This is a genomic window from Kitasatospora sp. NPDC001175 (assembly GCF_053598215.1).
Map to the genome: position 1 here is coordinate 39123 of NZ_JBSFJU010000029.1, position 22473 is coordinate 61595.

Here is a 22473-nt window from a genome sequence, read left to right on the forward strand (position 1 = left end):
CTCTCGGCGCCCGGTCAGCGCCAGTCGTAGCGCCGGTGGTGGTTCTCCACCCCGGTGAGCACCAGCAGTTCGCCGGGGTGTGCGGCCCGGTCCGCGAAGTCCCACCAGTCCTCGGGGTCCACCCGGCGGTCGCGCTCGGGGACGAGGCAGCGCCGGGTCTCCTTGAGCAGGCGGGTGTACTCCTCGAAGCCGACCGCCCGGCGGGCCGCAAGCCGTTCGGCGATCCGCATCCGGCCGAGCTCCGGCCCGGCCTCGGGAGCCACCACCCCGCTCAGGAACTCGGACGCGCAGCCGGAACCGTACGAGAACAGGCCGACCCGCTCGGGCCGTTGGACGGGTGCCCGGTCGATCGTGGAGGCCAGCGCCAGGTAGACCGACCCGGAGCAGAGGTTGCCGACCACCTGCGGGTAGGCCAGCGACGGCGCGACCCGCCGGGCGAAGTCGGCCTCGACGGCCTCGGCGCCGACCGCGGTGTGCTCGCGCATCATCTTGCGGTGCCCGGCCTTCACCAGGCCGGCGAACGGGGTGTGCAGCACCAGCCGGTCGAAGGTGGTGGCGAAGTCGGCGCCCTCCACCCGGTCCGCGTAGTCGGCGAAGCTCCGGGTGAGGCAGTCCAGGTAGGCGAAGAGCGAGCGGTCGGCGTCGGCGATGTCCAGGGTCGGCTCGGGCCGCGCCGAGTCCAGGGTCTCGTAGCTGTGCAGGCCGTACGCCCCGGGGTCGATGGCCAGGATCCGCGGCTGGTCACCGAGCAGCACGGCGGCCGCCCCGTGGCCGGTGGCGGCCTCGGCGTACTGCGCGTACTCGTCGACCACCGCGACGTCGGTGGCGATCACCAGCGCCCTCGCCCCGGGCGAGTGGCCGGACGCCAGCCAGCCGGCGGCGAGCTGCACCATGCCGGTGGCGGCGTAGCAGGCCTGCTTGGCCTCCAGCACCCGGCAGCTGCGGGACAGGCCCAGGTGTTCGTGGACGTAGGAGGCGACCGACTTGCTGTAGTCGACCCCGGACTCGGTGGAGGTGACGAGCAGTTCGATCCGGGCGCGCTCCCCCGGGGTCAGGGCGTCCACCAGGGGCTTGGCGGCGTTGACGGCGTTGGTGACCGGGTCCTCGAACGGCAGGCCGACGGAGCGACGCTCCATCATCAGGTTGGCGAGGCGGTCGTGGTCGAGTCCCCGGCCGTCGAACAGCTCGGTGAGCGCGATACCGGCCAGCCCGGCGTACACGTTGAGCCACTCGATGCCGATCATGCGCGCCTCGCCCGGGCCAGGTGGTCGATGAGGTGGTCGATGTCCGGGATGGCGCTGAAGGCCGACAGCGGCTCGTCGATGCCCAGCCGCCGGGTGACGGTCAGGATGATCTCGATCCGGTCGACCGAGTCGGCGCCCAGGTCCCGCAGGTGGCGGTTGCCGGTGATCTCCGCCGCCGGGAGGGTCGGCAGGATCTCCCCGATCGCCTCCCGCAGCGCCAGTTCGGCCGCTGACCTGGCCTCGCGGCCCACGGTGTCGTTCACTGCCCCTCCTCCTCGGGCTGCCGGTACACCCGCTGGGTGCTGACGGCGATCAGATTTCCGGTCGTTGCGTCCCGGATCACGACGTCGAACAACTCCTCGGCCCTGTCGGCCGTCCGGGCCCGTACGGTCACGCCGAGCTCCAACTCGGTGTCCGGGTCGGCGTTCTGGGCGTAGCACAGCTGCTGGTCGACCACCCGGCGGCGCAGGAAGGCGCCGTCGTCCCGCCCGAGCGCACGCCACTGGCACAGCACCGCCTGGTCCACGAAGGAGAAGTAGGAGGCGAAGTAGACGAGTCCGACGCCGTTGAGGTCACGGGTGATGTCGATCCGGTAGCGGGTGGTGAAGCCCTCGGCGACGGGGGTGTACTCCTCGGGCGGCTCGTCGCAGAAGCTGAGGGTCTGCCGGGCCCTGCCGTACGCCCGGCGCGGCGAGTACTCCTCGGGCAACGCCGGCAGCCGGCGGTGCCTGAAGTCCGCCGGAGAGGCCGGCACCAGGCCCTGGTTGGAGCCGGCCCGGCGGCGGCTGACCCAGCGGTTGAAGTTCTCCACGTGCAGTTCCCCGGGCGCCGGGCCCCGGTAGAACTCCGCCGCGGTGAGCGGGCGCCCGGGGTCGGCGGCCGACGCGGCCGCGATCCGGTGGATCGTCAGTACCGACTCGCTGCCGAAGTCGAACGAGCGCGAGGTGACGTCCAGCACGTCGCCGAAGCTGACGCTGCGCAGGTGGAAGTCCCTGCTGCCGCGCACCCGGTAGTAGTAGAAGGCCAGGTAGGCGGGGCTGCCGTCGGCGCCGCGGGCGCCGAGTACGTCGGTCCCGCAGAGCGTGCCGACCGTCTCCCAGGTCCAGTCGCCGATCTGGCCGAGGAAGAGCGAGTTGTGTCCGCACATCGCGGGGCTGACGGTGACCCGGCGGCGGAGCGTGCCCGCGTCCGGCGGCTGCGGGCCGGTACCGTCGGACGGGGCGGTGCCGTCGGCCGGGGCGGTCTGGTACGTCATCGGTTCTCCTGCCGGCCGGTCGCGTCGATCTCCGCCAGGAAGTCGGCGAGGACCCGGTTGAACCGCTCGGCCGAGGTGAGGCTGGGAAAGTGGCCGGCGTCCTCGAACTCGGCGTAGCGGACGTCGGGGAGCGTGCCGTGCAGCAGGTGGCCGGTCCGCAGCGGGACGACGGTGTCGTGCCGGCCGTGCACGATCAGGGCCGGCACGGCCAGGGTGGCGAGCTGCGACAGCAGGTCCCGCGAGGCGTCGAACTCGTCCAGGTAGCGCAGACCGATCCGGGCGTCCAGACTCTCGCAGCGCAGCAGCAGCTCCTCGAACTCGCCGCGGGCTGTCGCCAGTTGCTCGCTTCCGGTCCGGGCCAGCAGGTGGTCGAAGTCCTCCCGGGCCACCAGTGCCAGCCGGTTCATCTCACCCCGGCGGTTGCCCACCTTGTACGAGCCGCCGATCAGGGTCACCGAGGCGACCTCGCGCGGGTGCCGCAGCGCCAGCGTGAGCGCGGGCAGCGTGCCGAACGAGGCGCCGGCCAGGTGCACCGGCTCCCGCACGTCCAGCGCGTCCAGGGTGCGGCGCAGCAGTTCGGCCATGCCCTCCACGGACAGGTCGGCGGCGGCCGTGGTGGCCCCGACACCCGAGTGGTGCACCGAGATCACCCGGTGCCGGTCGGCCAGGCCCGCGAACTGCGGGCCGAAGAAGCCCGCCCCGATGTTGAACGGGTGCACCAGGACCAGCGGGGTGCCCTCGCCCGCCTCGAACACCTCGACCTCGCCGTCGCTGAACCCGAGCAGGCGCCGCCGGACGGCCGGCTGGTACTCGGTCAGCACCGCGTGGTTCTGGCTCAGTGGCCGGTGTCCCTCGTCCATCGCGGCCCGGACGTCGGCCGGGATGGCGGCGGCGGGATGGTAGGTGGCGGTCGCCGGGTGGTGCGCGGCGGCCCGGGCGTCGACCGGGACCAGCTCGGGGGCCGGACCGGCGTCCCGCAGGCAGGCCGCCAGCCGGCGCCCGGCCTCCTCGGCCCGGCGGACCCCCAGGCCCACCGGCACCGCGAACCGGATCAGCCCCTGGCTCTCCGGGCCGACCGCCAGGTGGGGCGCACCGCGGACACCGGTGTGCCGGTAGATCCACGCGAGCCAGCCGGCCACCCGGTGCGGTCGTCCCGCCTCGCCCGGCAGCCGGGCGGTGTCGAGCAGGACGCAGTGGCCGCCCGACGCGGACACCGGCAGACCGGCCGCCGCGAGCGGCGCGTGCAGGGCCCGGACGGCCGCCATCCGCTCGGTGACTTCGGCGGCGGCCCGCTCGCGGTCGGCCAGCGCGGTGGCGATCAGCCGGCGCTGGGTCAGGCCCGGTTCTGCGCCCCGCTGGAGGACGTCCTCGGCCAGCCGCTCGGCCAGCTCGGGATCGTCGGTGGCCACCACGCCGCCGACGTCGATGCCGAAGTCCTTGGAGAGGCCGAGCGTGACGGTGTCGGCGAGGGAGAGGATCTCCTCGGCCACCTCCCACAGGCTCCGGCCCGTCTCACCGGCCTCGTACTCGGCGACGAAGGCCGCGTTCTCCAGCACCCGGGTGGCGTCCAGGACCAGCGGTACGCCGTGGGCGTCCGCGCTCCGCCTGATCAGCCGCAGGTTGGCGAGCGAGAGCGGGCGGCCGCCGAGTGCGTTGGTGCTGGTCTCCACACAGACGAAGGACACCTTGCCCGGGTTGGCGGCGAGCGTCCGCGCCAGCGCCTCGACGTCCAGGTCGCCCCAGGACGGCGTCCGGCCGTCCACCGCGTCGGCGGCCGGTACCGGCAGCGGGGTGAAACCGTGGTCGAGCTGGTTGATCGCCCAGGTGGGGAACAGCGCGTTCTGCACCACGAATCCGCGCCGGCGCGGCCACGCCCGGCAGAGCATCGCCTCGGCCGACCGTCCGCGCACGGTCGCCACCGCGTACCGGAACGGCAGCAGGGCCGCGAGGTCCGGCTCCGTACCCGAGGCGGCGTCGGTCCGGGCACGCAATGCTGCCATGCCCTCGGCGACGAACGGTGTGTCGAGCTCCGTCCAGGAGTCGGTGACCAGGTCGAAGTCGGCCTCGACGGACGGGAGCAGCAGCGGGTTGTGGCCGGTGGCGGCAAGCCGCCGCTCTCGCGTGCGGACGGCGTTGGGCGTGGCGGGGATGGTGGGTTTGGCGGGGGTGATGAGGGCTGCGGGAGTGGCGGGGGCTGCGGGAGTGGCGGGGGCTGCGGGAGTGGCGGGCGTAGCCAGGGCGTCGGGTTCGACGGACTGCGGCTGCGGTACCTCGGGGTTGGCGATCATCAGGATGATCTCGCCGATGTCCGTCGGTTCGCCGTCGGCCGGTCGACACAGGTAGATCGGCAGGTTGACGGGCCGGAACTTGTTCTTGAAGCGGAAGTTCCCCTCCCCGGTGAAGACCCCGGTGGAGCGCAGCTCCGCGAGCGCCCGCTCGGCCACCGGATCGGCGTTGGCCGAAGCGCCGAGCCGCACGCCCAGACTCGCCCCGAAGCTGAACATGGTGCAACCCTCGTCCGCGAGCAGCCGGACGATCCGGGTGATCGTGTACTCGAGTCCGCCCATCGGCAGGTCCTCGGCGTAGAACTCCAGGTCCAGCAGGTACCCGGGCTCGGAGGGGATGCGTGTCACGATCACCGCGCAGCGCAGCTCCTCGCCAGTGTGGGTCAAGAACATCCGGTGCCGCTCGCCGAGCACCCCGCGCCGGATCTCCTCCCGGACGGTGGACACGTACGGGTTCACCATGTCCTTGGTGGCGCACCAGCGGTCGATCAGCTCCGCGATCCGGGAGTCGGTGGCCGGTTCGGAGCCCACCCGGTACTCGGCCGTTCCCGCTCCGGGCACCCGCTCGAACCGCTGCACCATGTAGCGGAGTTTCTGCTTCTGGGTACCCGCGAGGGTGAAGTCCCGGATGTTCTCCATCCGTTGGACGGCCCCGAACGGCGTGGCCGAGTAGGGGCGGCCGTCCACCTCCGTCAGCCGGACCATGGACAGCAGGTTGGGCCGCAGGCCGTGGCGGGCGGCGTGCTCGCTGTACTCGCGGGTCAGCCCGGGCAGGTCCGCCTCGGATCCGACGTAGCTCCAGGCCAGGACCGAGCCCGTTCGCTGGGAGAAGTTGAAGTACGCGGTGCGGGCCGAACCCAGGAAGACCAGGGGTGCGATGTCCCGCCCCGGCAGGCCGCCCTCCTTGGCGTGGCGGAGGTCCAGCTCGGCCAGCACCGCGGCGATTTCGGGCTGCTCGCCGAGTTCGCGCTTGCGTACCACCAGCGGGCCCGGCTGGTCGACGCCCGCGGGCCGGCCGGCGGCGAGGTCCGGGGCCGGGGGTGCCGCCTCCGCCGGGTCGACCGCCGCCTCGGCCGCCAGCAGCTCGGCGGTACCGGGACCGTGGAGTGCGACCAGGTGCCCGGCGAGCGCGCTGACGGTGGGGTGGTCGAACAGCAGGGTCTTGCGCTGCGCGCCGAACCGGCGTTCCAGCACCGCGACCACCCTCAGCATGTCGAAGGAGGTGAAGCCCTGGTCGGCGAAGTCCGAGCCGGGCTCGACGGACCGGCCCACGGTCCGCCCGATCAGCCGGCTGAGCGCCTCGGCCTCCGGCCCCGGCCCTCCGGCCGGGAGGGGGCCGGCGGGCGGAACCGACGCCACGGGTGGAGCCGGGGACGGTACCGGCACCGGTGCCGCTGCCACCGCGGGGGCCTGAGGGAGCACCGCGCCGAGGGCCGCGGCCACATGGGCCGTCAGACGGTCGACGGAGTCCTGTTCGTAGAGCTCCGCCGCTTTCAGGTCCAGGCCGTAGGCCTCGTTGAGCCTGTGGACCAGATCCATCCGGAAGATCGAGTCCAGCCCGAGGTCGCCGAACGGCCGGTCGTGCGACAGTTCCCGCTCCGGGGTGCCGAGGATCTCGGAGAGGCCGGCGAGCACGGTACGGCGGACCTCGGTGACCACCTCGCCCCCCCACACGTGCACGATCGCGGGTACCTCAGCCACGGACACCGCAGTTGACGTTACGTCAGACAAGGACTGCACACGAGTCGGCACGGTCGGCAGGCCGTCGAGGGGGGCCAGCCTCACCCGCTCCCGTTGCTGCTGCGGCGCGGGAGTCCGCGCCGCGCGGACGGTTGATGGCGCTTCGATGGTGACCTCCGGGTCGGGTGCCGGTGCGCCGGGGGCGAACCAGTGACGGGTTCCGTTGAGCGGGATGCCGGGCAGCGGGGTGCGCCGCGGCGGCCGGTCGGTCCACAGCCGCGCCCAGTCGACGGAGCGGCCGCCGACCCACTCGCGGGCCAGTCCGTCCAGATCGCCGTAGGCCGTGGCCGGCCCGTCCGCACGCGCGGCGCCGAGGTGTCCGCCGGGCACCGACTCGCCCCGGGCCAGCGAGGTCAGCGCGCGGACCAGCTCCGCACGGTCCTCGACCACCACCGCGAACCGCTCCGGCCACTCCTCGCGGCCGGTCTGGAGGGTGCGGGCGACCTCCGCCAGGCCCGGCGCCCCGCGCTCCAGGCGCCGGACGAGCCTGGCGGCGTAGCCGGCCAGCTGTTCGCGCGTCGGTGCCGACACGGCCACCAGCTGCGGACCGTGGCCCTCCACCGCGGGCTGCGGGCGGTAGGACTCCAGCACCACATGCGCGTTAGTCCCGCCGAAGCCGAAGGAACTGACACCCGCGCAGCGCGACTTCACACCGTCGGCCCCGGCCGGGGCGTCCCAGTCGGTGAGTTCGGTGCCGATCCGCAGCGGTGTGCCGTCCAGCCTGATGTGCGGGTTCGGATTTTCGAGGTGGAGGTGCGGGGGAAGTTGGCCGTGTTCCATGCCGAGCAGCACCTTGAGCACCCCGGCGATGCCCGCGGCGGCCTCCAGATGGCCGATGTTGGTCTTCACCGAGCCGAGCACGGTGTACGGCCGGTTCGGCAACTCCCGCCCCAGGTCGGCGTAGAGGGTGGTGAGGGCACGCTTCACACCCTCGACCTCCACCGGGTCGCCCAGGCTGGTACCGGTGCCGTGCGCCTCCAGGTAGCCCAGCCGGTCCGGGTCGGTGCCCGCCGAGCGGTGCGCCTGGACCAGGACCCGCGCCTGCGCCTCCGGGTTGGGCGCGGTGAGGGAATTGGCTCGCCCGCCGTGGCCCACGGCCGTTCCGGTGACGAGCCCGTACACGTGGTCGCCGTCGGCCAGCGCGCGGTCGAGCGGCTTCAGCAGGACCACCCCGCAGCCCTCGCCGCGGACGTATCCGTCGGCGGCCGCGTCGAAGGTCCGGCAGCGGCCGTCGGCACTGAGCATCCCGGACTGCTGGAAGGCGGTGAACAGGGCCGGGCTGAGCAGCGCGCTGACCCCGCCCGCGAGGGCCTGCTCGCACTCCCCCGCGGCCAACGCGCGCACCGCGCGGTGGATGGCGACCAGCGAGCTCGAACACGCGGTGTCCACCGACTCGCTGGGCCCGCGCAGATCCATCAGGTACGAGACCCGGTTGGCCAGCACGGCGTGGGCGACGCCGGTCGCGGTGTGGGCCTCGACCCGGGCGCCGTCCCTGCCGAGCAGGTCGGCGTAGTCGGAGGTGGACACGCCCGCGAACAGGGCGGTGGCCGTGCCCGCCAGGTCGGCGGGACGGTAGCCGGCGTCCCAGACCGCCCGCCACGCGGTCTCCAGGAACAGCCGCTGCTGCGGGTCCATCATGGCGGCCTCGCGCGGGGCGATACCGAAGAACCCCGCATCGAAGCGGTCGATCCCGTTCAGGAAGCCGCCGCGGAATCCCTCCGCCCCGGCGGCGGCCCGCAGTTCGGTCCGGTCCTCGGGTACCGCCGTCACCAGGTCGTGCCCGGCCGCCAGGTGCTCCCAGAACTCCTCGGTGTCGGCGGACCCGGGCAGCACCCCGGCCATCCCCACCACGGCGACCTCGAACCGCCCGGAGCGCACCGCCGGCGCCTGGCGGCCGGGCGTCCGCCCTGGCCGTTCGGTCCGGTGGACGGTCGGCTCGGGCTTCTGCCCTTCGGCGGGTGCGGGCTCGGGGTCTGCCGCAGGCTCGGACTCCGCCGACGGACTGTGCCGCGCCGCCACCTCAACGGCGTGGTGCCGGCCGAGGTAGGCCGCGAAGGAGACCAGGTCCGGGCACTCGAACAGGACGGTGGGCAACAGGTCCAGGCCGTAGTGCTCGTTGACCTTGATGATCAACTCGGTCAGTGTGATCGAGTCGAACCCCAGCTCGAGCAACTGCTCACCGGGGTCGACCTCGGCAGGGTCGACCAGCAGGAAATCGGCTGCCATGGCACGGAGTTCACGCTCCACCGCCTCGATGTCCGGCGTGGCCGAGCCGATTGGGCCCCCGGACGTCCCGGCGGCACTTCCCACTCCCCCGGGCGCGGCTGCCTCCTCGAGTACCTCGGTCGGCTCGGGCGGGACCGCATCGCCCCCGGCCGGACGAGCAGCCCGCTGCACCACCGAGACCCGGGTCTGCGGGCCCGCCGCCAGCAGCTCGAAGGCCCGCAGACCGCCGGCCGTGCTCAACGGAACCATGCCCCAACGCCGTTCCAGGAGTTCCCTCGTCGCGCCGTCGACGGTGATGCCGCCCTCCTCCCACAGCGGCCAGCCGATCGAGACGGTACGGCCGGAGCAGAGGCCGGCTTGCTGCCGCTGCGCCCGCAGCTCGGCGAACTCGTCGAGGAAGGCGTTGGCATAGGCGTAGTCCACCTGGCCCGGGTTGCCACTGCGGGCCACCACCGAGGAGAACAGCACGAAGAAGTCCAGCGGCTGGTCCGCCGTCAGCTCGTCCAGGGCCATCGATCCGAACGCCTTGGGCGCGAGCACCGCGTCGAGGCCGGCCCGGCGCTTGGTGACCGCGCGGGCGTCCCTGGTGACCCCCGCCGCGTGCACCACCCCGCTCAGCGGCCCGTGCTCGTCCGTGACGGCGGCGACGAGCTCACGGACCTCCTGGGGCCGGGAGACGTCGGCGCGCAGATGGCGGACGGTGCTGCCGTTCCGGGACAGCTCGGCCAGCAGCGCGAGTTGCCCGCCGTCCGGTTCCGAACGGCCGGTCAGGACCACGGTGACCGGACCGGCCTGGACCAGCCGGCGGGCCACCAGCAGGCCCAGCGCGCCGAGCCCGCCGGTGACCAGGTAGGTGCCGCCGGGCCGCAGCCGCAGGGGCTCGGTCCCGTCCGGCGTGAACTCGGCCATCCCGACGAGTTGCCGCTCACCGGAGCGGTAACGGACGTCCTCGGCCGTGCCGGGACGGCAGGCGAGCAGCTCGCCGGCCAAGCGGTCGGCGAGCAGCGGCGGTTCGGCCAGGGCCTCGGCGCCCTCGAAGGCGACCCGGGCCGCGCCGAGCCGGCTGTGCTCCAGGGCCAGGCTGCGCAGGGCGGCACCGAGCGCGGCATCGACCGGGCGGGAGACCGGGGTGGGTGCCGGATAGCCGTACACCACCCGGAGGTCGCGCGGGCCCGTCTCCCGGGCCAGCAGCGCGGTCAGCAGGGAGAGCGGTGCGTGGAACCCGGCTTCGAGGTCGGCCGGGAGCGCGGCCGTGCCGTACTCCGCGGCGCCCTCGGAGGCGTACCAGACCACGGCATCGGGCGCACCGGCACCGTCCGCGAGCTCGGCCACCAGCCGGGCGCACTGTTCGGGGTCGGAGAGCGCCAGCCGGTAGCCGCCGGTGGCGGTGCGGCCGAAGACCGTTCCCGGGACGACCGGGATGACCACCGGAACAACCGTGACCGAATGCTCGGCCAGCCGCTCCGTCAGCCCCTCGGCCAGTTCGGCGGCCGACGCGGTGTCCTCCGCGACCAGGAGGACGGTGCGCGGGACCGCGCCCTCCGGCATCGGCAGCGGGGCCGCCTCCCAGACCGGCCGGGAGTACTCGACCCGGGCCAACTCCTGCTCCGGCACCGGCACCTGCTCCGGCACCGGCTGCGCTGCGGCCGGCCTCGCGGGGCCCGGGAGCCAGTGCCGGGTGCGGTCGAACGGGTAGGTGGGGAAGGCCGCCCGGCGCGGGCGCGGGCCCTGCCACAGCCGCCGCCAGTCCACCTCGGCGCCCGTCACCCAGGCGCGGGCGGCCTCGGTCGGGTCGTCGCCCTCCCAGGACGGCGGATCTCCGCGCCGCACGGTACCGCGCAGCAGCCCGTCCGGCTGCCCTCCGTCGGCGAAGGCCCGTAGGGACGCGGCGAGTTGGTCCGTTCCGGTGGCCGGCACGGCCAGCCGCTCGGCCATCTCCCGCCGCCCGGTCTGGCTGGTCCACGCCAGCTCGCGCAGCATGGCGCCGTCCGGGGCCTCCGCCAGCCGGTCCGCGACCCGCCCGGCGAGGACGGCGAGCCGTTCGGGGGTCCGTGCGGAGAGCAGGAACACCTGCCGGCCGCCGGCCGGCTCACCCGCCGGCTCCGGCTCGCGCCGGTCCCGGTACTCCTCCAGCACCAGGTGGACGTTGGCACCCCCGGCGCCGAAGGAGCTGACACCGGCCCGGCGCGGACACTCGGCCAGGACACCGTCCTGCTCCAGCGTGGGCCGGTGCCACGGGGCCAGCGCGGTCTGCGGCCGGAACGGCGACTTCTCGAAGCCGATCCTCGGGTTGGCCCGGTCGAGGTTGACGCTCGGGTACAGCCGGCCCTCCTTCAGCTGGAGCAGCACCTTGGTCAGCCCGGCGATGCCGGCCGCGCCCTCCAGATGGCCGATGTTGGACTTCACCGAGCCGACCGGGACCGTCCGCCCGGCGACACCGTCCTCCGTGGCGCCGCCGAACGCCCGGGTGAGGCCGGCGATCTCGATCGGGTCGCCGAGGCCCGTTCCGGTGCCGTGCGCCTCGACGTAGGAGACGGTCCGGGGGTCCACGCCGGCGCGGCGCAGCGACTCACCGATCAGTTCGGCCTGGGCGTTGGGGTTGGGCACCGTGTATCCGCTGGTCCTGCCGCCCGCGTTCGTCCAGCCGCCCCGGATGACGGCCCAGATCCGGTCACCGTCGCGCTCGGCGTCCGCCAGCGGTTTCAGCAGCACCGCGCCGACGCCCTCACCCGGCACGTAGCCGTCGGCATCGGCGTCGAACGGGCGGCAACCGGGCCCGCCTGCCAGCATGTTCCGGCTGGACAGCGCCACCAGGTGCGCCGGGTGGAGGATCAGGTTCACCCCGCCGGCGACGGCCATCCGGCACTCGCCGCGGCGGATGCTCTCGCAGGCCAGGTGGACGGCCATCAGCGAGGAGGAGCAGGCCGAGTCGACGGCCATGCTCGGACCGGTCAGGTCGAACACATGGCTGACCCGGTTGGCCACCGACCAGTACGCCGAGTGGGCGCCGGTGAACTCGCCCCGGCTCCACCCCTCGGCGGCGAGCTGGCCGTACGACCCGTACATCAGGCCGGCGAAGACACCGGTCTCCGGCACCCTGGTGTGCTCGCCGAGGTAGCCGCTCTCCTCGAGCAGGTTCCAGCAGGTCTCCAGGAAGAGCCGTTCCTGCGGGTCGATCGAGCCCGCCTCGCGCGGCAGGATGCCGAAGAGTTGGGGGTCGAAGGCGTCGACGTCCGTCAGGAAGCCCGCCCATCGGCCGTAGCTGCGGTTGGGCTGGCCGCGGCGGGCGTCGAAGTACTCGCGCCAGTCCCAGCGGTCGGCCGGTACCTCGGTGACGCAGTTGACCCCGGCCGCCAGGTTGCGGGCGAAGGCGGCCAGGTCCGGCGAGCCCGGGTAGCGGCCGGCGACCCCCACGACGGCGATTCCGGCACCGGCGGGCACCGGCTCGACCGCCGGGGCCGTGGGCTCCGCAGACGTGGCCGGGGCGGAGCTGGCCGGAGCCATGGGCTCCGCGGAGCTGGCCGGGGCGGAGGGCTGCGCAGAGGCGGCCGGCGCCGTCGAAGTGGTCGGCACCGCCGAGGCGGTGGCGTGCTCCGGGCCGATGGCCTCCTCCTGGTCGGCGGCCGTGAGCGGGGCGAGCCGGTCGCCGTGCACGGCCGTCAGGTGTTCGGCGAGCCGTTCGATCGTCAGGTGTTCGAAGAGCAGGGTCGCCGGGAGTTCGCCCAGGTCCCGGGAGAGCCGATCGACGATCTCCGCACCGATCAGCGAGTCGACCCCGAAGGTCTCGAACGTCTCGCGGTCGGTCAGCTCGTCCTCTGCGCACTTGAGCACCTCGGCGAAGATCCGCCGCAGGTAGCGGCGGGTACCGGGCCGCACGTCCGGGGTGCTCTCCGGGACCCCGGCGGCGAGCGGAACGCCGGTGACCGCCCCGGCGGTGAGCGGAGCGCCGGTGAGCGGCATGCCGTGCTCGGCCAGGCGGGCCGGGTCCGCCTTGATGACCAGCAGCTGACCGAGTCCGGAGGAGATCGCGCGGGCCAGGGCGGGCACGCCGTCCTCCGGCTCGATCGAACCGACGCCGAGTCCGGCGAAGGACCGGTGGTAGCGCTCCCGGGCGACGGCGCCGACGCTCCCCCAGAAGCCCCAGTTCACCACCGACACCGGGAAGTCGTACCGCCGCCGCGCGTTCCAGGCGAGGGCGTCCTCGAGGGTAGCCGCCGCCGCGTAGTTGGCCTGGCCCGGCGAGGCGACGAAGGACGCGGCGGAGGAGAAGAACACGCAGAAGTCCGGCCGCTCCCCCGCCAGGGCGTCGAGCAGCGCCGCCGCACCGGCCGACTTCGGCGTGATCACCCGGCCGAACTCGTCCTCGGTCATCCGCGCGAACGGCACGTCGCACAGCTCGCCCGCCGCGTGCAGGACCCCGTTCAGCGCGCCGAACGACTCCCTGGCCTGCGCCACCGCGGCCCGGACGGCCACCGGATCGGCGGTGTCACCGGACACGTACCGGATCTCGCCGCCGAGTCGGGCGATCTCCGCCAGCCCCTCGGCCACCTCGGGGTGGTCGGCCGGCCGGCGGCCGAGCCAGACCAGCCCGGCCCGGTGGTCGGCGGCCAGCCGCCGGCTCACCGCACGACCCAGGCCGCCGCTCCCGCCGACCACCAGATAGCTGCCGCCGTCCCGGAAGGGGGTCGGCCCGTCCTGCTCGGGAACGGGCCGGAAGCGCCGGAGGTAGCGCCGCCCCTCCCGCCAGGCCACCACCGGGTGCGTGGCGTCCTCGGCCACGATCCGGTCGGCCTGGGTCGTGACGTCCTCCGGGTCGGCGCCGCCGAGGTCGAGGCAACCGACCTCCCAGTGCGGGTACTCCGCGGCCAGGCTCCGGATCAGGCCCGGCAGGCCAGCGCCGCACGTTTCGACCTCGTCCGCCTCCCTCACCGGCAGTACCCCGTAGACGACTTGACGGACCGTCAGCTCGCGGTCCGACTGCCCGGCCCGGATCAGCTGCTTGAGCAGGCGGAAGGCGGCCGTGGTGACCGGATCGCCGGCCGGCCCGGTGACCGCCGGACCGGCCGGCGGACCGGCCAGGACGTAGAGCACGTCGAACGGCCCGGGCGCGCGCTCGGCGCCGTCCAGCGGGATGCGGACCACCTCGTCGGCGGAGTGCCTGGCCGCCAGCGCGTCGGCCAGCGGACCGGCGGTGGCCGTGTGGGCGAGCGCCACCCGGCGGCCGCCGACTGCGGCCGGGCGCGGGGCGAGCGGGCGCGGGGCGGGCGGGTCTGCGGCCTGCCACTCCGGCCGGCAGACCAGCAACCGGTGTGCCCCGGTACCACCCGCGTCCGGTCGGGGCCCGAGCGTCATCTCGGCCCGGGCGGCCGGCACCGTGATGGTACGGCCGGAGCCGGTGATCCAGTGCGAGGTACGGGCGAAGGGGTGGCCGGGCAGCGGGACGTGCCGGGCGGGCCGGTCCCGATGCAGCGCCTGCCAGTCGACCTCCCGTCCGGCCAGGAAGTCCTCGGCGAGCCGGTGCAGCCGGGAACCGTACCGGTCGAGCGTGGGCCGGCCACCCGCCGACAGCAGTCCGGCCTGCTCCCGCAACTCCGCGAGGTCACGCACCACGAACGCGGCCCGCACCGGGAAGTGCGCCCGGCGAAGGCTCAGCGTCCGGGCGACGTCGCCCAGATCGTGCTCCTCGGTCAGCTGCCCGGCCAGCTCCCGGACCAGCGTGTGCAGCGCGTCCGGCGTCCGCGCCGAGAGCGGCAGCAGTACGGCCTCCGTGCTTCCGGGCCGCTCCGCCGCGGCGGGGCGGGCGGGCGCCTCGGCCAGTACGGCGTGCGCGTTGGTCCCGCTGAAGCCGAAGCTGCTCACGGTGCCGATCCGGACACCCGAAGGTCCCGGTCGCCAGGGTGTGGGCTCGGTGACGACGCGGATCGGCACCGCCGGGTCGATCTCCGGGTTGGTCTCGCGGTAGTTCAGCGACGGGGGTATCTCGCCGTGGTGGAGGCCGAGCACCACCTTGATGAACCCGGCGATGCCCGCCGCCAGTGTGGTGTGGCCGATGTTGGACTTCACCGAGCCGACCGGACAGGGGTCCGCGGCGGACCGGCCGCGCAGGATCCGGCCGAGTGCCTTGGCCTCGATCGGGTCGCCGAGCTGGGTCCCGGTTCCGTGCGCTTCGATGTAACCGATGTCCCGGGCGCTGACTCCGGCCCGGCGGTGGACCTCGGCCAGCAGGGCGGCCTGGGAGTCGGCGCTGGGCGCGGTGATGCCGTTGGTCCGCCCGTCGCCGTTGGTGCCGGTGGCCTTGACCACGGCGTACACCGTGTCGCCGTCGGCGAGTGCCCGGTCGAGCGGCTTGAGCACCACCGCTCCGACCCCCTCGCCGAGGACCATCCCGTCGGCCGAGGCGTCGAACGGCGCGCAGCGGCCCGAGGGGGAGAGCATGCCCGTGCGGCTGGTCCAGACGTGCATGCGCGGCGTGAGCATCACCGCGACCCCGCCCGCGACGGCCAGGTCGCACTCGCCCGCGCGGATGGCGGTCACCGCCTGGTGGACGGCGACCAGCGAGGACGAGCAGGCGGTGTCGACGGCGACGGTGGGCCCGCCGAGGTTGAGGTGGTAGGCGATCCTGGCGGCCAGGATCGACGGGGAGTTGCCGAGGAAGGCCTGCCCGGAGCCGTCCTGGCCGACCTCCTCCAGCAGCCGGAGGTAGTCGCCCTGGCCGGTCCCGACGAACACTCCGCAGCGAGCCCGTTCCGGGCCCGGAACGGCGTACCCGGCGTGCTCCAGCGCCGACCACGCCTCCTGGAGGAACAGTCGCTGCTGAGGATCCATCAACTCGGCCTCCATCGGCGAGAGATGGAAGAACCCGGCGTCGAACCGGTCCACGTCGGTGAGCAGCGCGGCCCACCGGCTGTAGGTGCGGCCCGGCGCACGCAGGTCGGGGTCGAAGTACCGGTCTACGTCCCAGCGTTCGGCGGGCACCTCGCGGATGCTGCTGCGGCCGGCCATCAGGTTGTCCCAGAAGCCCTCCACCGTCGGGGCGTCGGGGAAGCGCGCGGACAGCCCGATCACCGCGATGTCCACCGGCCCGATGACGCCGCCGCCCGTCGCCGTGGACACCGGCCCCGGATCAACGACAGGCGGCACGGAATCGGCGGGCCCCACCGCAGACGACGCAGCCACAAGCGGTTCAGTCACTGGCGGTTCAGTCGCTGGCGTTCCAGCCCCTGCCGGTACGGAATCGGCGGGCACGGTGCGCCCGGGCACCGGGGCCAGGACGACCGGTCCCGGACGGGCCGGTGCCGAAGGGGCCGGTGCCGAAGGGGCCTGCCCGGCAGCGGGATTGACCAGCGTCAGGGCGGGGGGCAGCGGGCGCTGCGGGGCTGCTGTCGGGGGTTCCACCGGGACCGGAGGGGAGGGGGCGGGCGCGGAGGACGCGGTCCCGGCCGGGGACGGGACCGGTGCGCTGGGGACGGCGCCGGCCTCGACCGCCAGGGCGGCGGCGTGCAGGGCGTGTGCCCGGCCCGCCTCGGCGACGGTGAAGTCGGCGAGGCGGCCCAGCGTCGGGTGGTCGTACACCGCGACCGAGTCCAGGGTCAGGCCGAAGCGCTCGTTCAGGTCCCGGACGATCTCGACCACGCCCAGCGAGTCGACGCCCATCTCACTGAAGGTAAGTCGCGGGTCGATCTCGCCCCGGCCCAGGTAGAGGTGGTCGCAGAGGGTCTCGATGACCACGGAGACCACGGCGTCGCGGTCGGGCCCGGCAGGTACGGAAGTCCCGACAGGCTCAGCGGACGGTTCGGCGACGGGGCCACCGACCGGAGCGGTCACGGTGTCCGGAGCGGTCATGGTGTCCGGTGCATCGGCGGGGGCCGCGAGCGCCGGCTGCGGTGTCTCCTCGAACGGTGTCTCCTCGAACGGTGCCGCCGCGTGCGGGCCGGGGGTTCGGTAGCCGGCCAGCCGGGCGGTGTGGGCGTGTACCCGGTCCACCGCGTCGCGGCCGAGCACCCGTCCGTGCAGTTCGGCCTCGCGGGCCACCACGCCGGAAAGCTCGGCCAGTGTCCGTCCGGCCAGTTCGCGCTTGAGCTCGCGGACGGCCCCGGCCGGGCGGGCGGCGACGGACCGGGCGAGGTCGAGCGCGGCGGGCAGCACCTCGGCACGCGGCAGCACGGTCAACTGAGCTCCCCGGCGGGCCAGTTCGGCACCGCTCAGCGGTCTGCCGGTGTAGAACATCTCGGCGGCCAGCGAGCGGCCGAGCCGCCGCTGGAGGATGTACGTGGCCCCGAGCCCGGGAGTGAACCCGTAGCGCAGGAAGCTGGCCGAGTACATCGCCTCGCGGGCCAGCAGCACGACATCCGCGTGCAGGCCGAAGGTCAGGCCACCGCCGGAGGCGTGCCCGGAGATCGCGGCGATCACGGGACGGTCGCAGCTCAGCAGGCCCTCGTAGAGGAACGGGACGTCGGTGAAGCTGCCCCGGCCGCCGGCCAGCCGCTCCAGCGCCTCGGGGGTGCCGCCCATGCTGAAGGCTGGACCCGCGCTGGTCAGCACCACGACCTTCACCGCGTCGTCGGCCGACAGCTCGGCGAACGCCGCCTCCAGCCCGCGTACCGTCTCCTCGGTGAACATGTTGCTCTCGCCCCGCATGGTGACCAGGGCGATACCCGGGTCGAGCACCCGCAGTTCGACGGCGGGAGCGTCGTCCGCGCCGGGCCGTTCGGCGGAGCGCTCCGGTTCCGCCCCGCGCGCCACCGGCCGCATATCGGCCGCTGCTACCTCCCACGGTCGCTGATCCAACGGGTGACCGGCCCGGTCCGGCTCGAAGCGGTCCAGCACGGAGCGGTCCGGCACGGAGCGGTCCGGCTCGGAGCGGTCCGGCTCGCCGGCGTCGGGGGTCGCCGCGCTGCGCCAGCGGCCGATCCAGCAGGGTTCCTCGCTCAACGGATGGACGGGCAGCGGGATCCGCCGTCCGGCGGGTCGCCCGGCCACCTCTCGCACCGCCGGCCAGCGCACCTCGGCACCTCGGACCCAGGCGGCGGCCAGTTCGCGCAGCCGGCCCGCCCGGAACAGCTCGGCGCAGTCGGCGGCTGTCGGACCGGCCGGACTGGTCGGACTCGTCGGACTCGTCGGACCGGAATCGGCCCAGCCGGAGAGGTAGTTCGCACCGTCCGCCGGTTCGCCGCGCAGGTACGCGTCCAGACCGGCCATCAGGCGGGCGATCCCGTTGGCCGGGTCGTCGGCGACCACGGCCAGCCGGTGGGCCCGGTCGGTGCGCCCGACCTGCAGGGTGTGCGCCACGTCGGCGGCGAAGCGCCCGCTCCCCGGAGCGGATCGGCCGATCGCCCGCAGGGTTCCGTCCAGGGTGAGCGCATCCGGCGGGACTTCCCGTCCGAGCAACTCACCTGTCCGGCGGGCCAGTTCGAGCAGGGTGGAGCCGTCCAGACCCAGTTCGCCGAGCGGTGCGTCCTGGTCGATCTGGTCGGGCCGCACACCGAGGATTCCGGCGGCCAGCCGGGCGAGCTCGGTGCCGTCGTCAAAGACCGTGTCCTGGGAGGACGTGGCCTGGAAGGCCGGATCCAGGGTGGCCCGCAGTGCGCCGGCGTAGCCGCGCAGGGAGTTCTCGTCGGGTGCGGAGAGGACGAAGAGCAGCCCGGTGTCCGGCTCGGGCGCCGGGGCCGGCCGGCCGTGGTCGTACTCCTCCACCAGCACGTGCACATTGGCACCGCCCGCGCCGAACGCGCTCACACCGGCGCGGCGCACCGAGCCGTCGGCGGGTCTGGCCCACTCGCCCTGCCCGCGCTGCACGCGCAGCCGGGAGTCCGCGAGGTCCAGGTGCGGATTGAGCCGCTCGGTGTGCAGGGAGGGGACGAGTCGGCCGTGGCGCAGTTGCAGCAGCACCTTGGTGAGTCCGGCGATCCCGGCGGCGCTCTCCAGGTGGCCGATATTGGACTTGACCGAGCCGACGGCACAGCCGCTGCCGGCCGGGTCGGCGTCGGCGAAGGCGCGCCGCAGCCCCTCGATCTCGATCGGGTCACCGAGCGCGGTGCCGGTGCCGTGCGCTTCGACGTAGCCGACCGTGCGGGGGTCGACTCCGGCGCGGTCCAGGGCACTACGGATGAGCGCCGCCTGCGAGTCGGGGCTCGGCACGGTGAAACCGCTGGTCCGTCCGGTGTGGTTGGCGGAGGTGGCGCGGATGACGCCGTGGATGTGGTCACCGTCGGCCACCGCCCGGCGCAGTGGCTTCAGCAGGACGGCTCCGACGCCCTCGCCCGGCACGTAGCCGGTGGCGTCCGCGCCGAAGCTGCGGCAGCGGCCGTCCTCGGCGAGGAACTGGCCCTGGGCGAGCTGGAGGTACTTCTGCGGGTGCAGGGTGAGGTTGACGCCGCCGGCCAGCGCGAGGGTGCACTCGCCCCGGCGGATGCTCTCCACCGCGAGGTGGACGGCGGTCAGCGAGGAGGAGCAGGCGGTGTCCACGGCCATGCTCGGCCCGGTCAGGTCGAAGGTGTAGGAGACCCGGTTGGCGACGGCCGCGTGCATGGCGGTGGGGGCCACGCCCTGGTCCTGGAACAGCTGGTAGTGGTTCCACATCACGCCGACGAACACGCCGACCGTCTCGCCGGCCAGGGCCGGTGCTGGGTAGCCGGCGTTCTCCAGGGTCTGCCAGCAGGTGGTGAGGAAGAGCCGCTCCTGCGGGTCCATCCGCTCCGCGTCCCGGCGGGAGATGCCAAAGAACGCGTGGTCGAAGCGGTCCGCGCCGTCGAGGAAGCCGCCCCACCTGCTGTAGGTCGAACCAGGCCGGCCCTTCTCCGGGGCGAAGTAGCGGGTGTGGTCCCAGCGGTCCGCCGGGATCTCGGTGATGCTGTCCCGGCCGGCCGCGAGGTTGCGCCAGAAGGCATCGGGGTCGGGGGCGTCCGGGTAGCGGCCGGCCAGTCCGACCACCGCGATCAGCCCGTCCGGTCCGTCCGGTCCGTCCGATCGGTCTGATCCGGTCGAGCCGTCCGGTCCGACCGCCGGTCGGCCCGAGTCGGCCTCGGTGCCGATCGGCGTCGCGGGCATCGGGAGCGGCGCCTTCGGCAGCAGTTCCACTACCCGCTCCGGTGCGCCGTGGACGGCCACCACCGTGCCCTCGGCGCCGCGCAGCACCTGCTCCAGTAGCGCGATACCGTCCGGGGCTGGCATCGGCCAAGTCCCCTCGACGCGCCGCGAGTTCGCGACGGCCTCCGGAGTGAGCCGCATGCCGCCGTCGGCCCACATCGGCCAGCCGATGGCGTAGGTCCGACCAAACCGGTCGGCGCGCCCCGACCTGGCCTCGGCGAAGTGCTCCAGATAGGCGTTGGCGAAGGCGTAGTCGCTCTGGCCCGGTACGGCCCGGGAGGCCGACAGCGAGGAGTACAGCACGAAGAGGTCGAGCGGGTCGTGCGTCGTCGCCTCGTCCAGGTGCAGTGCGCCGATCGCCTTGGGGGCGGCCACCACCGCCGGAGCGTCGTCCGGTTTGTTCTGGAACAGCGAGTCGGCGGTGCTGCCGGCGAGGTGGAAGACCCCGTTGATCGGCCCGAACTCCCGGCGGACGTGGGCCAGGGCCACCTCCGTCTCCGGCCTGCTGGTCACGTCCGCCGTGAGCCGCAGCACCCGGGCCCCCGCCGCACTGCGCCTGGCGTCCTCCTCCGCTGCCGTACCGCCCGCCGGACGGCGGCCGATCAGCGCGATCCGGGCCCGGTAGCGCTCCGCGAGATGATCGGCGAGTACTCCGGCCAGTCCGCCCGAACCGCCGGTGACCACGTAGACGCCGTGTTCCCGCAACGGTCCGCGCGCGTCCGGGGCATGGGGCGGCTCCGGCCGGAAGGCCCGCAGTTCACGGGTGCCGCTCCGGTACCGGGCCGCGGGGGCGCGGCCACCGTCGCGCAGCTCGGTGAGGATCGCCGTCGCCACCTCCTCGACCGTCCAACGGTCCACTTCGACGGCCCGGCAGCCGATCGCGGGCGCCTCGGCGGTCACGCAGCGGGCCAGGGCGCCCAGCGCCGGCAGCTCGGGGACCGATCGTCCGAGCCGGCCCGGGTGGACGGCGAGCAGCCGGCAGGCCTCACCCGGGCGGTGGCGGACCAGCGACCGCGCGACGCTCAGCAACTCGGCGGCCGGAGCCGCGGGTTCGGCCGGCTGCTCGGCGGCGAGGAGGACCAGGGCGCCCGGCCGCACCCCGCGGGCCGCGAGGTCCGGCCAGAGCCGGTCGAACCGCGCGGGATCGGCCGGGTCGAGACCGATCCGGTGCTCACCGTCGCCGACGGCCCCGGGTGCCGCCAGCAGCACCCGGCGGCCGGGCAGGAGTTCGCCCAACTTCGCCGTCAGGCCGGGAGGTTCACTGCCGGGGGCCAGCACGACCAGGTCGCCCTCGGGCAGTGCTCCGGCCTCGGCCGGGGCCGGGTACCAGACGGGGCGCAGCAGGGCGGTGGCGGCCGCCGGCGACGCGCCTTCCGGTGCCGGAGGGGTGGTCACGGCACCGGCGGGCCGGCGGTACTCGTGGTGCTCGGCCAGGTGGGCGGCCAGGCTGTCGATGTCGGTGTACTCGAAGAGCAGGGTCGGGTAGAGCGTCCCGGCCACCGCCTCCTCCAACCGCTCACTGATCCGCACCATGTCGCCGGAGTCCAGGCCGAGTTCGTAGAATCCGGTGGTGCCGCTGACCTCGGCCGGCCGCTGCCCGAGCGCCTCGCCGACCAGCTCGCGCAGCCGGGCGGTGAACGCCTCCAGCGCGCCCGCCCCCTGCTCCACGACCGAGGCGTCCGCCGAACTCCCGGTCACGGTGGGCGCGTTGGCAAAGGAGGTCTCCCAGCCATCGGGCGCCCCGGTCGCGGCGGGCTCGTCCGCCGCCGTGGACTCCAGGCCGTCGAGCAGCCGGGTGATCAGCCCGGCCCGGCGGATCCGTTTGCAGATCAGCGCGCCGAACTCGGCGAGCAGAAGGCCCTGTTCGTCGTAGAGGCCGTAGTCGCTGGTGATCACGTCCCGGGTGTCGGCGAGCCGCTCCGGGGCCGGGGCGTAGAGGTGCACCCGCCGGCCGAGGGCCCCGGGCGCGCGGAACCGGTCGATGTAGACCGGGATGAAGGGCTCCCGGGAGACGGCCTCCGTCTGCCCGTAGGCGGCGATGGTGGAGGCGTCCAGCAGCGCAGGGTGCAGATGGAAGGCGTCGGCCTCGGGGGCGGTGGCGTCGAGGTTCAGCTCGGCGAGCAGGTATCCGTCGCCGACGTGCAGCGGGCCGTGGCAGGCCATGGCGGCCCCGTGCCGGATGTTCTCGTCCCGGGCGCGGGCGTACAGTTCGGCCAGCTCGTAGCGGCGCACCGCGCCGGCCCTGAGTGCGGCCGGGTCGATCGTGGTGTCGGCGGCGGGGTCGCCGTCGAAGCCGAGTACGGCCCGCATGTTCTCCCGCCAGGGCGAGCCGGGGACCCCTGCCCAGCGGCTCTCGGCCGTCACCGCCCGGGTGCCGTCCGGTCCGGCCTGCGCGATGGTGATCCGGATCTCGCGGTCCGCTCCGTCGGTGGTGGCGATCGCCTCGGTGAAGAGGATCTTGCGGAGTACGGCCCGCTGGTGGTCCAGGCCCCGGCTGCGCAGGATGCGGAAGAGGATGTCGAGGAAGGTCACCCCGGGCATCACCGACACGCCGTGCACGCGGTGGTTGCGCATGATGAAGTCGCTGTCGGCCAGCACCACGCGACACTCGATCCGTTGCTCTGTCACGGTACTTCCC

General features: G+C 74.3%; 4 protein-coding genes. All 4 read right to left on the minus strand.

What is annotated here, in order from left to right:
* Window positions 1-14 precede the first annotated feature (14 nt).
* The 4 genes from ACWDAK_RS21595 to ACWDAK_RS21610 are packed head-to-tail and all read right to left on the minus strand — an operon-like array spanning window position 15 to window position 22463.
* Entirely contained in the window at window positions 15-1244 is a 1230-nt protein-coding gene (locus ACWDAK_RS21595; RefSeq protein ID WP_344639762.1) for a hydroxymethylglutaryl-CoA synthase family protein, read from the minus strand.
* Window positions 1241-1507, minus strand: a complete 267-nt coding sequence (locus tag ACWDAK_RS21600) for an acyl carrier protein (protein ID WP_344639763.1) — start codon at window positions 1505-1507, stop codon at window positions 1241-1243. Before ACWDAK_RS21600 ends, ACWDAK_RS21595 begins: the two co-directional genes overlap by 4 nt.
* Window positions 1504-2499 carry an LnmK family bifunctional acyltransferase/decarboxylase gene (locus ACWDAK_RS21605; RefSeq protein WP_344639764.1) on the minus strand — a complete coding sequence of 332 codons (996 nt, stop codon included), beginning with the start codon at window positions 2497-2499 and terminating at the stop codon, window positions 1504-1506. The genes ACWDAK_RS21600 and ACWDAK_RS21605 overlap by 4 nt, the downstream gene beginning before the upstream one ends.
* A complete protein-coding gene (locus ACWDAK_RS21610; RefSeq protein ID WP_427394808.1) occupies window positions 2496-22463 on the minus strand; it encodes an SDR family NAD(P)-dependent oxidoreductase in 19968 nt (6655 codons plus the stop codon). The genes ACWDAK_RS21605 and ACWDAK_RS21610 overlap by 4 nt, the downstream gene beginning before the upstream one ends.
* Between the last annotated feature and the right edge of the window lie 10 nt (window positions 22464-22473).